The sequence below is a fragment of the Bradyrhizobium sp. LTSP857 genome (assembly GCF_000938285.1).
GTDB lineage: Bacteria > Pseudomonadota > Alphaproteobacteria > Rhizobiales > Xanthobacteraceae > Bradyrhizobium.
On record NZ_JYMS01000039.1, the window covers coordinates 1 to 11,210 of the forward strand.

Annotated in this window: 9 protein-coding genes and 1 riboswitch; of the genes, 4 read left to right on the top strand and 5 right to left on the bottom strand. The window is 63.0% G+C overall.

Going from position 1 to position 11,210, the window contains the following annotated elements; all coding sequences use genetic code 11:
• Positions 1–15 precede the first annotated feature (15 nt).
• Positions 16–1,269: a hypothetical protein gene (locus UP06_RS24825; protein WP_045006302.1), complete on the top strand. Its 1,254-nt coding sequence runs from the start codon at positions 16–18 to the stop codon at positions 1,267–1,269.
• A 183-nt stretch (positions 1,270–1,452) separates the two neighbouring features.
• Here UP06_RS24825 and UP06_RS24830 read toward each other — a convergent pair whose 3' ends face one another.
• On the bottom strand, positions 1,453–2,124 hold the full coding sequence (locus UP06_RS24830) for a hypothetical protein (RefSeq protein ID WP_045006303.1): 672 nt from the start codon (positions 2,122–2,124) through the stop codon (positions 1,453–1,455).
• Between the two features lie 206 nt (positions 2,125–2,330).
• A complete protein-coding gene (locus UP06_RS24835; protein ID WP_045006304.1) occupies positions 2,331–2,666 on the bottom strand; it encodes a hydroxyisourate hydrolase in 336 nt (111 codons plus the stop codon).
• 26 nt (positions 2,667–2,692) lie between these two features.
• Here UP06_RS24835 and UP06_RS24840 point away from each other — a divergent pair, with 26 nt between their 5' ends.
• Together UP06_RS24840 and UP06_RS24845 are read left to right on the top strand one after the other, a co-directional pair.
• A complete protein-coding gene (locus UP06_RS24840; protein ID WP_045006305.1) occupies positions 2,693–3,889 on the top strand; it encodes an MFS transporter in 1,197 nt (398 codons plus the stop codon).
• Positions 3,870–5,237, top strand: a complete 1,368-nt coding sequence (locus tag UP06_RS24845; RefSeq protein ID WP_045006306.1) for an amidase — start codon at positions 3,870–3,872, stop codon at positions 5,235–5,237. The genes UP06_RS24840 and UP06_RS24845 overlap by 20 nt, the downstream gene beginning before the upstream one ends.
• Positions 5,238–5,366: 129 nt before the next feature.
• Here the strand turns inward: UP06_RS24845 and UP06_RS24850 are convergent, their stop codons facing one another.
• Positions 5,367–6,800 carry a PepSY domain-containing protein gene (locus UP06_RS24850; protein ID WP_045006307.1) on the bottom strand — a complete coding sequence of 478 codons (1,434 nt, stop codon included), beginning with the start codon at positions 6,798–6,800 and terminating at the stop codon, positions 5,367–5,369.
• Between the two features lie 12 nt (positions 6,801–6,812).
• A complete protein-coding gene (locus UP06_RS41625; RefSeq protein WP_045006308.1) occupies positions 6,813–9,170 on the bottom strand; it encodes a TonB-dependent receptor in 2,358 nt (785 codons plus the stop codon).
• A 116-nt stretch (positions 9,171–9,286) separates the two neighbouring features.
• Positions 9,287–9,488, bottom strand: a riboswitch (cobalamin riboswitch).
• 75 nt (positions 9,489–9,563) lie between these two features.
• Here UP06_RS41625 and UP06_RS24860 point away from each other — a divergent pair.
• On the top strand, positions 9,564–10,136 hold the full coding sequence (locus UP06_RS24860; protein ID WP_045006309.1) for a histidine phosphatase family protein: 573 nt from the start codon (positions 9,564–9,566) through the stop codon (positions 10,134–10,136).
• A gap of 6 nt (positions 10,137–10,142) precedes the next feature.
• On the opposite strand, the gene cobT is transcribed toward UP06_RS24860, so the two are convergent.
• On the bottom strand, positions 10,143–11,195 hold the full coding sequence (gene cobT / locus UP06_RS24865) for a nicotinate-nucleotide--dimethylbenzimidazole phosphoribosyltransferase (protein WP_045006310.1): 1,053 nt from the start codon (positions 11,193–11,195) through the stop codon (positions 10,143–10,145).
• Between the last annotated feature and the right edge of the window lie 15 nt (positions 11,196–11,210).

Genomic DNA, 11,210 nt, shown 5'->3' on the forward strand with positions numbered 1-11,210 from the left:
CCCGTATAAGTGGATATGAAGACATTACCCAGCCTGATCTTCGGAACCGTTGTCGTTTTACTCGGCTTGGGGCTGATGCTGTTGTTTTCGCAACCTTGGCTCGTCTTCGGCGCTCTTTTCAGTTTCACGAAGCCGGTCAAGGTCACTGCACCCGGCCAGGACCGCGGCTACTATTACCGATTTAAGGCCAGCTACGTCTACAAGGGGGAGCCGCTTAATTTCGACATCGTGGTCGGTTGCCGCGTAAAAATAACGACCTACAACGATAACGATAGAACAGTCGAAGTCGGCGTCGTGCCAACGATCTTCGGGCTCAAGACAAAAGATGAGCACGGTGTGGTGGTGCACTTGCCTCAAGCCTGCAATGGCGAGACTACGCAGAACGGCAGGGTCCCCAAAACGCTGCTACCGCTCGTGATCACCTATCAACGTGCCGACGAGCCTTGGTCTGGCGTCGCCTATGCATCGGAGGACTCGTACGATAGCCCGCGCTCTGAATTGAAATTCCTGGGTTCCACAATTGCTCGAGCAACGCGCGAAGAATGGGAAGCGTGGCGCGAGACCGAGGCGAAAAGGAATTTCATCACTTACGAGCTGTTGGGCATCAACCCGATAAATATGTGGAAGTTTCCCAAATGGAAGCCGGGGCTTCGTGTAATGGCCACCCAGTGCTTCGGCATTTCAAGAATGAAGCTCTCCGACGCGGCGCGCAATGTCGTGACGTCTGGCTGGCCTCCCAGCAAACCAGCCTATTGGTTTCCTGATAAGTCGACTCGAGAATCGCTTTGGAATATCGCTTATGGACCCAGCAAACCCCCGCTCATCGAAGGGAATCGGTTCCAAGATTACTTTGGCTCTCGGGGCAATAATGGATTGGCACGACGCGAACCTGGCGCAGTCATCTTCTTTAATCGCCAAGTCGAAGGCGATGTCTACCCGGCCCACACAGACCTCTCGATCAACAAGCTGGAACCTACCGGTGAACTTCCTGCCGAACTGAGCGCAAAAGAACGATTGGATTATTCCGCGGCTGAGACTAAGCCGGAACTACGCGGCTTTGCCTTTTGCGATAGTTCGATCGTCTCGATTGACGGCGCGCCACAGTGGCCTTCCAAATATCTTTATCGCAATGCGAATCGGATTGACGGCGAAGCGATCAGCGAACAACTCGCAAAGTGGGGCACCAACTACGACATCGCCTTTGAGCGCGACGAGTATATTATCTTCCTTCGAATGTACGAACTTGCGAGCAGCTTCGCAAAATTGTGAGGGAAGCCGACTAAGTTTGAGCGGTCCTACTCGCATGCCGCGTTCAGCCAAAGTCAGTTATGGGTCAATAGCGCCTGTCTGGCGCTCGACTGCAAACTTCCGGTCTCAACGAACCGACATGTAGCGCCTTAACGTGAACGGATGGGCCAGAAGGAGACAATTAACGGTGAGGAAGGAGCACCGCTACTCTTTCTGAAAAAGGTGCTCGGGCTCAATGCTATCTCCGATCCTCGAGCCTCCTCGCCAAGCTCGATACGCTATTTCCGCTGGACGTCCCGGCGACCGCCACCAGGGAAGGACCTTCTCGATGCCCCTTAAGGCCGGGTCGCTTGTTGTTTCCAGCAATGCCTGCCGAAATGCAAATCCTGACCCCAGAGTTGCGGCAGCATCAGCCGGGTCGACGCGCACTGCTGAGGATGGGTCGTTGATGTCTTTGAAGGTGGCGAGGGCCGGTATGTCGTCTGGCGGCAAGACGCCTCGTCCTTTCAGCTTGTACTCTTCGGTCCAGTCGCCTTTCTCAGCTGGCGCCAACGCGTCGCGCGTGAGTCCGAATAGACGATTCTGATCTGTGCCAATGGCACCAAAACTCAACAAAGCAACGACGTTCTTTCCATGACCGAGATCCACAAATACCGCGCGGCCTTTAAAGTCTGAGCGAATCCCTCTGGCCTCTGCAGGTCCCCAATTTCCACTCTCCCATGTACTCGTTTCAATAACACTTGAGCCAGATTTGATCCCATCAGGGGTCTGGAATTCGATTGTCAGGCGGACGCGATGCGTGTACGCGGGCTGCACCCATAAATACACCACGAATGCCATTCCTATCAGGATCGCGGCTATCCTGATCTGCTTCATCCGTTGCCTCTCGTTATTCTAAAACTCTCCTTTTTGTTGTATTTTTCTTGCAGGTCAACGTCTCGCTCCCGTGATACTCAACGTTCGATGAATGGGTGAAGGCCCGCTTTGGGTCAAAAGCGGTGGTTCTCTAAACGAGTGGAATAAGTCTGCCTTGGCTCCAAGACCGGGCATCTGCGTCTATAAGTACGCCCCCGGGCCACTCTTCAGGCACCGCGAAACAGCGAATAGCCCCAACGCGTGAATTTCAGCGGCAGGTGGAAATGCTCGTCGACGCTCTTGATGCCGAAGCGGAACGGCGTCACGGTGAGGAAGCCGTCGCGGTCCGCAAAGAACTCGCCGAGATGAAACAGGACCTCATACTCGCCCGCCGTGACGTCAGCGCCTTGCGCGACGGGATGATCGAGCACACCATTGGCGCCGAGCCTGCCGTCGGCAATGCGCGCCGAGTCGGGATCGATGCGCCAGATCTCGACGCGCAGCCCCTGCGCCGGGCGTCCGCTCGCAACATCGACCGCGTGAATGGAAATGCCGCCTGCCACTATGTTCCTCCCGTGAGCGCGCCGCCATGGTAGACGGAAACGCAGCCGTTCGGCCAGCGCCCGCGCTGCTGCCAGCCCTCGGGGCGATGACCTGGCTCCAGGCCCTGGTCGCGCTGGCCTTGTTTGCGCCCGGCGTGGTCGCGCCCCGCGCCCACATCGAGGTCTGGCAGCTCTCGATGTTCTCCTGCGCGGTGTTCGCGGTCGGTATTCCCGCCTCGTTCTGGGGCGGCGGCTTCATCGCACGCCTTGGTTCGATGCGGATCGCCAGCCTGTGTGCGGCCGCCATCGTCGCCAGCATGGCGCTGGCCTCGCTCGGATCGACCGGCGCGCTGCTGGCCGCGGGCCTCTGCCTCGGCCTCGCCTTCGGGCCCGAGACGCCGGCAAGCGCGGCCCTTCTTTCGCGCCTTGTGACCGCCGAACGTCGCGCCTTCGTCTTCTCGGTCCGCCAGACCGGCAACCAGATCGGTGCCGTCTGTGGCTCGCTGGCCCTGCCCGCAATTGCCATCGCGCTTGGGCCGGCCTGGTGCTATGCGGCGGTCGGCGCCTGCGCCGTGCTGGCGATCGGCCTGTTCGAGTGGTTGCGGCCGGCCTATGCCGGCAAGGTCGTCCCGCCGCCAAAACTCGATCTGCGCGCGCGGCTGGCGCTGGTCACCGCGGACCGGCGCATTGCCATGCTGGCGCTGGCCTCAATGCCGTTCAGCGCGATGCAGGTCTCCCTCAACACCGTCTTCGTTACCCTCGGCACGCGCGAGCTGGGGCTCAGCCACATCGAAGCCGGCATGGCGCTGGCCTGCGCACAAGCCGGCGGACTGGTCGGCCGGCTCGGCTGGGGCTTTGTCGCGATGCGCCTCAACGCCTCACGCGCGGTGCTCATCGTGATCGGCCTCGGCATGGCCTTCTGCGCCGCGCTGCTTGGCCTCGATGGCGCATCGCTCAGCCACACCGGGCAATTCGTCATCGCAGCGTTGTTCGGCCTCACAGCGTCGGGCTGGAACGGCGTCTTCATCGCCGAGATCGCGCGCCTTGCACCACAGGACAGGATTGGCGAGACCACGGGCGCGGTGCTGACCGCCTCCTATGCGGGCCTGCTTGCGGCGCCGGCGCTGGTTTCGATCCTGGATGGTGTCGCCAGCCTCGGCGCGGCCTTCTTCGCCTTGGCGTGCCTCGCGCTGTGCGGCACAGTGGCGCTGATCTGGGGAAGCCATGACAAAGTCGACGCATAGCGCGCGCGGGATCGCAGCCGACGTCACCGCCGGGCGGACGAGCGCCGTCGAGACCACCAAGGCTGCTCTCGGCCGCATCGAGGCTGCCAAATCCTTGAACGCGGTGGTCACGATCGATGCGGCACGCTCGCTTGCCGATGCCGCTGCGGTCGATGATCGCCTGCGCGCCGGGGAGACAATGCCGCTCGCAGGCGTCCCCATCGTCGTCAAGGACAACATCTGGGTTGGCGGCTGGCGCATCGCGCAGGGCTCGCACCTGTTCGCCGATTTTATCGCACCGCGTGATGCGATTGCGATCGAGCGGCTGCGCAAAGCCGGTGCGGTCGTCGTGGGCATCGGAGCGACGTCCGAGTTCGCCAGCAAGGGCGTCACGACGTCACCGCTGTTCGGGCCGACCCGGCATCCGCTCGATCCCGAGTTGACGCCGGGCGGATCATCGGGCGGCCCGGCAGCCGCCGTTGCAGCCGGTCTGGTGCCACTCGCGATCGGCACAGATGCCGGCGGATCGAGCCGCAGGCCACCGGCTCATGTCGGCGTCGCCGGCTTCAAGCCGTCCTATGGCGCGATCCCCTACGGCCCCGGTTTTGCCGAGCCGTTCTTCGGCCTGTCGGTCATCGCACCGATCGCGGCCGATATTGCCGATATCGCGCTAGCGTTCGAAGCGATGGCCGGCGTCGATCCGCGCGATCCGGATTCGGCCGGCATCGTTCAAGAGGCCAAAGACATCACTAGCCTGCGCATCGCTTTCTCGCCGCGCCTCGGGCTTGACGTCGCCGTCGATGATGTCGTCGCCAACGGGCTGGCCTCCGCCGTTGCCCGGCTTTCTGCCGCAGGCTTGCCTATCATGCAGCGCGATCCCGTCTGGCCGGCCGGCGCCACGGAAGACGCCATCATGCCGCTTCAGAATGCCGGCCTCGCGGCGCTCTATGGCGACGCCTTTCGCAAGGACCCGACCGTCTTCGACCCCGATATCGCCAAGCAGATCGAGCGAGGGCTGTCCTGGTCGGGCACCGACGTTGCGGGAGCGCTCTTGGCGAGCGCCGCGATCGCCCATGCATTCGCAACCTTCTTCAGCGATACCGATTTGTTGCTGGCGCCGACCGTGCCCTGCGTCGCCTGGCCGTTCGCCCAGCTTGGGCCCGACATGATCGGCGGCCGTCCCGCAAGCCCGCGCGGGCATGCCGTGTTCACGCCCTTCGTCAATCACGCCCGCCTGCCGGCGATCTCGATTCCATGTGGGCGTGATGCGAACGGCCTTCCATTCGGTCTCCAGATCATCGCCCGGCGGGGCCAGGACGCCACGCTGCTACGCGCGGCCCGGCAGATCGAGGCGCAGTTGCAGGCGTAGCGACTATTTCGGAATAGTAGCACTATAGCCCTGTTTTGCCCGACGGATCAAATCGCATTGATGCCTGCGTAAGCCGTTGATTCCATTATCCCCGGCTACTGTGCATGGGGTTGTTTTCGTAGTTTTATTTTAACCAGCGAAAGATAGTCGCAACCTGCGCCAGCCGATGACCACTCCGGTGATCGAGAACACCAGCCCGAGCGCGCAGAGCCCAACGATCAGGACATCGCGCAAAAGCGGATGCGCCATCAGGACCGGAAAGTCGAACGTATGCAGCGCGCTGTAAGCCCAGCGGTAGGCGCGCCGTGACGAGTCCAGCCGTTGCAACACACTTCCGTCGGCGCCGTCGATATCGAACCAGAGATCGCCGCATCTGGAGCGATAGACCGGCGCGCCGGGGAGGATGGAGTGAGCTGGATAATCGTCGTTATCAGCAAGAACAACAGGCAGGGCGCATCCGGGCGCGAGACGCGCGACCAGGCTCTGGATCTCTTGCTTACGCAAGATTGAAGCTTGGCCATCACTCGGTCGTTCGCTCACGCCTGTCAGGGTCTGGCTGCCCAGCACGACACGGTCACGGCGATAGATCGTGCGGTTGAAGGCAAACCATTCGACTTCACGCACAGCGGACGATTTCTGCTCAAGACCTAACGACGAGGCCGTCCTCCAGTCCGGTGCAGCGCTCAACTCGCCAACTTCGCCCGTGGTCAATTGCCCCCGCGAGAACAGCAGCCCATGATCCATCGAGAGCCAGCCGCTGACAATCCAGGTCAGCAGGAAAAATGTCACGACAAGGCCCATCAGGTGATGCAGGGCATGCCAGCCGCGGTAAGGTGAGCCCAGCAACCCTCCTCGACGCTTGATCCGCGCGAGCCCAAGCACTGCACCGAGCAAGGCCGCGATCGAGGCTAGCAAGGACAATGTCCAAACCACACGATCCCACAGCTCCCAATCGCGTCTGAGGATCGTTGGATAAATCCAGTGCAGAACGCTTCCGGCGAGATTCCAGCCGCGCTCGCTCAGCGTCGTATCCAGGACGACTTCGCCGGTGAGCGACGAGACATAGACCTCCGTGCCGGCGGCATCGCCAAGGGCCACCCGGAACAAGGGCCGGTGACGGTCGAAACCGTTCGGCACGGTCCATTGATCATAGTTCCTGCGCGCAACGATCGTGGCCTGCGCAGCATCGATCCCGCGGCTGCGGGCGTGGTCCCGCGCGATAGCAAGCGCAACATCGTCTGACGTGACAGTCGCGTCCCGTCCGTCCGAGGCGCGGACCGCGCGCACAAGCAGGATTCCCGACACGATGTAAACCGGCCCGTCGCTCCGCTGGATCAGGCGAACGCGCGTTGCCTCGGTGATGCCGCTGGAAGCCACCGCATCGGCGGCCCCGATGACCACCTGAGTACGATTGATCGGCGCCAACGCGGCAAAGCGTTCCGCTTCCGTCAGCGACGGAAACGGAACGAAGTGCATCACGATCCCGGTCGCGAACCACATCGCGAACAGCAGGCAGAACACGACCCCGAGCCAGCGGTGCAGCAGGACGATCGCGTCCATCATGCGTTCAGTGCCCTACCATTTGAACGCCGCCGAGATCTCATACGTGCGCGGCGCGCCCAGCAATATCTGGTCAGGATAGAACGGATCGCCCCAGATCGCATATCGCTTATCGGTGAAGTTGCGCACCCGGAAGGTCAAGCGAGCCTGGTCGACCGCATTGAAGACCGTCTTGGGGATATCCACGAAGGCATAGACGTCCCCCACCGTGTAGGCGTTCAGCGTCACGGTGTTGGCATCGGTGTTGTAGCGATCGCCGACATGGCGGCCGACAATGCCGAGCTCCACGGGCCACGACGTCAGGAAGCGGTATGACGCGCCAGCATTGGCGACGATGCGCGGCACGTTCGGTGGCGTATTGCCGGAGAACGAGCCGCCAACGAAGTTGTAGTCGGCATAGCGCGCATCGACATAGGCGATGTTGCCCCAGAGCCGCAATGGTTCGATCGGGCGCACAGATGCGGCGAGCTCTACGCCCTTCGATTCCTGCCGCCCGGCGATATTGAGCGCCATCCCGCCGGCTGCGGCATAGACGTTCTTGCGCAGGATATCGTAGGCCGAGAACGACCACTCTGCCCGGCCGTCCCACAACAGGTGCTTCACGCCGGTCTCATAGGTGCGCGAGGTCGTGAGATCCAACGGCTGGGTCGGCGCGAGCAGGAAGATGTTGTTGGCGGAGATGTCCGCACCGGTGGCGTACTGGCTGAAGAAGGTGAGGCCTGGAATGGCCTCCCAGGTGTAGCCGATACGGCCTGTTACCGGTGCCCATGACTTCGAGAACGGGAAATTCGCGTTCTCCAGACCGTTCACGTCGGTCGAGTTGCGGTCGAGACCGATATGTTCGACGCGCAGGCCACCGACAAGGGCGAAGGTTCGCGTCAGCTTCAGCCGATCCTCGAACGACAGCGCCTCGTTGTCGATACGCGCGGTCTGCTGCTTGGTCGTGAGCAGGCCGTAAAAGCCACGGTCGGGGTCGACCAGCGAGACGGAATCGCTGGGGAAATTCGCTGCACCCGGCCTGACGAAATCGAGGTAGCTTGAGGACAGCGTCGAGACCAGGCGGTTGTCGAAGCCGGCGATGTTCGCATCCCAGGTCAGATCGGTGATGTTGCCGACAAGCCGCTGGCTGTGCGCGACATAGAAGCGGCTGCGGTCAACCGTGTTCGTCGCGGTGTTGAATGCCTCGACCTCGTTGTTGAACCACGAGCGCTCCGCGCCATAGGCATAGGCCTGGCTCTTCAGCGTCAGGTCAGGCGCCAGCTTCAGCTCGAAGCCGCCGCGCAGCCAGACCTCCTGTGCGACGTTGCGATTGTCGAGGACGTTGTAGTTGGTGTTGAAGGTACGGTCGTCGATCGTGATCGGGCCGAGATTCGATCCGTTAGAGGCAACATAGTTGCCCGAGACGATGCCGGCCGTCGCGTGCGAGCCGCTGAACGCGACCGGCACCAGCGGCGCGCCCCAATAGGCCTTGGAGCGGTCCTCGCGATATTCGATCGCACCCCAGACCTTGAGACTGTCGGAGATGCGGTAGTTGAGCTGGCCGGAGACGTCGAGCGTCTTGGTGTTGGTGTCGTCGGCAAAGCCGTTGAGCGAAGAGCGGCTGATGTCGAAGCGATAGTCGAGCCCCTGGACATTGGTGCTGCCGCCGGAGCCATAATGCGCGCGGAACGAATTCAGCGAGTCATATGAGAAATCAGCCTCATTCCGGATCGGTCCGGTGTGCGGCTGCTTGGTGACAAAATTGATCGCGCCGCCGCTGGCGCCCTCGCCTGACATCAGCGAGGCCGGACCTTTCAAAATTTCGACGGCTTCGAGATTGGCCGTGTCCATGATCCGCGAGGTCATGTTCTGCGGGCCGATCTTGATGCCATTGTAGAGCGTGTTGATCTGGCTGTTGGTGAAGCCGCGCATGGAGAAGGCTGACGGCTCGGCCGGATTGTCGCCGGCGGTGACGCCGACCGCGCCTTGAGCGACGTCGGAAACGGTGCGGTAGCCCTGCTCGCGCATGGTTTCGGCCGAGATCACCTCGACGGTTGCAGGCGTCTCACGCACGGTCAGGCCGAGGCGCGAGGCGCTTTCGGCCACCGCATTGGTATTGAGCGGCGTCTGCGCCGTTGCGGCCGGCACGACCGGCTTTGGCGCGACCGGTGCTGTGGCAGACCTGTGCGCCGTGGCGCGGCGCGCGCCCCGCCCCGCACGTGCCGTCGGCTTGGCCGGCTTGCGGGACTGTTCGGGCGCCGTCACTTCGACCGGCGGTAGCGGGTTGCGGGCTTGCTGCGCCAGTGCGGCAGGCATATCGACAGCGGCAAATGATGTGAGAGCGGCGGACGCAACCAAAAAGCGGCGCGGGCGCGCAATACGGACGGAAGACATGGTCGTAGACCTCGGTATGACGTCAGTGGCACGTCACAGCGAACCAAGGTCCCATCTTCGGCGTTCCAGCCCTCCGATGAAGCCAAATGTCTGTACTCCCCGACCGACATCTTCGCGTGTGACCACGGCTGACGGCAGGTCTCCTGGCTCGCGGGTCGTTACCACTTCGTCGCCTTCCCGGGACCGAGGACCCAGTGGCTCATGACGAAGGATTCATCGCTTACAGTTGCGGGGGCAGCCACGGCATTGGGGACAACATCCCCGCACCGCATTCCCTTTTCATCCCCTCTCGGGGAAACCGTCACGATCATCTAGGATTACGATCAAGACAGAGTCAATGTGCCTGTTGCGGCGTTGTTGCCACAGCGACCAACTTTCCCTGGAGATTTTCGCATGGAAGGCGAGACCTTCCTCTGGCTGATCCGTCATGCAGTCGTCGACGGCGTCGCGGGCACGATCCACGCACCCGACGCGCCGGCTGATCTCAGTGACCGGGCGCAGCTGGAGGCGCTACAGCGGTACCTGCCGCGGGAGGCCGCGAGCTATGCGAGCCCGTGGCGGCGCACGGTCGAGACGGCACGCGCGCTAGGGCTCGATCCCGCGCTCGTGCCAGAGTTCAGCGAACAGGATTTTGGCGACTGGACCGGCCGGCGGCATGACGAGCTCGCGGCAACGCGCGGCGACGCCTATGCGCAATTCTGGAATGATCCCGCCCGCGCAAGACCGCCAGGCGGGGAAAGCTTCGAGGATCAGGTCGCGCGCGTGCGGCTGGGTCTCGCACGCATCGGAGCCAGATCGGCAACGCTCGTGGTGCATTCCGGCACGATCCGCGCCGCACTCTGCATCGCGCTCGATCTGACGCCGCAAGCGGCCTTGCGCTTCGTGATCGATCCGCTGTCGCTGACCCGGATCGACCGGCTCGCGACCGGCTGGCGTGTCGTCTCCGTCAATCAGCGCGTGGCCTGAGCTGGGTCAAGCCGGCCGATCCGGGACGTTGGCCTGTGCAAACGTCGCCATGCCGTTGTGAAGGCTGCAAGCGAGGCGCACCAATGGCAGCGTGATCGCGGCGCCCGATCCCTCACCGAGCCTGAGATCGAGGCTGATCAGCGGCTGCACGTTCAGCGCGCGGAGCACCAGCCGATGCCCCTGCTCTGCCGATTGGTGCGACGGCAGCAGGAACGGCTGGCACGACGGATTGATCCGCACCGCCGCCAATGCCGCGACCGACACGATAAAGCCATCGAGCAGCACCGGAATGCGGCGCTGCGCAGCCGCGATGATCGCACCGCAAATCGCTGCAATTTCGAGACCACCGACGGCGCACAGGATCTTTTCGGGCGTGGCACCTGCAACCCCATGGCGCGCGATTGCAGCATCGATCACCCGCGCCTTGTGCGCTCGGCCGGCGGCATCGACACCGGTGCCGCTGCCTGCGATCTCCTCGGCGCTGACGCCGAGCAGGCCGGCCGCAATCGCCGCCGACGCCGTGGTGTTGCCGATGCCCATCTCGCCGAAGATCAGGAGATCTGGTTGAGCCGCATCAGCGCGGGCGACTGCGCGCTGGCCGGCCTCGAAAGCGAATGCCAGCTCGGACAGTTCGAGCGCCGGTTCGACGCTGAAGTCACGGGTGCCGCTGCGCGGCTTGTCGGTCACGATGCCCGCCATCTCCTCTTGCGCCAGTGTGCCGGCGTCAACCACCTCCAGGCTGGAGCCCAGCTCGCGCGCCAGCACCGAGATCGCGGCACCACCCGAGGCAAAATTCGCCATCATCGCGATTGTCACCGCTTGCGGATAGGCCGACACGCCCTGCGCGACGATACCGTGATCGCCCGCGAAGATGATGATCGGCACGCGCGCTGCGCGCGGCTGTTCGGTCGCTTGCAGGCCTGCAAGCTCGATCGCGAGCTGCTCGAGCCGGCCGAGCGCGCCGGTCGGCTTTGTCAGCTGCGCCTGCCGCGCAATCGCCGCCTCGCGATGAACCGCGGAGATATTTGGGCACTTTTGGGAAACCCATTCGGGGGGCATGCTGCCTCGCTTGCG

Coding starts and splice junctions, on each gene's coding strand:
- UP06_RS24825 (WP_045006302.1), top strand. CDS start 16: ATGAAGACATTACCCAGCCTGATCTTCGGAACCGTTGTCGTTTTACTC.
- UP06_RS24830 (WP_045006303.1), bottom strand. CDS start 2,124: ATGAAGCAGATCAGGATAGCCGCGATCCTGATAGGAATGGCATTCGTG.
- UP06_RS24840 (WP_045006305.1), top strand. CDS start 2,693: ATGGTAGACGGAAACGCAGCCGTTCGGCCAGCGCCCGCGCTGCTGCCA.
- UP06_RS24845 (WP_045006306.1), top strand. CDS start 3,870: ATGACAAAGTCGACGCATAGCGCGCGCGGGATCGCAGCCGACGTCACC.
- UP06_RS24850 (WP_045006307.1), bottom strand. CDS start 6,800: ATGATGGACGCGATCGTCCTGCTGCACCGCTGGCTCGGGGTCGTGTTC.
- UP06_RS41625 (WP_045006308.1), bottom strand. CDS start 9,170: ATGTCTTCCGTCCGTATTGCGCGCCCGCGCCGCTTTTTGGTTGCGTCC.
- UP06_RS24860 (WP_045006309.1), top strand. CDS start 9,564: ATGGAAGGCGAGACCTTCCTCTGGCTGATCCGTCATGCAGTCGTCGAC.
- cobT (WP_045006310.1), bottom strand. CDS start 11,195: ATGCCCCCCGAATGGGTTTCCCAAAAGTGCCCAAATATCTCCGCGGTT.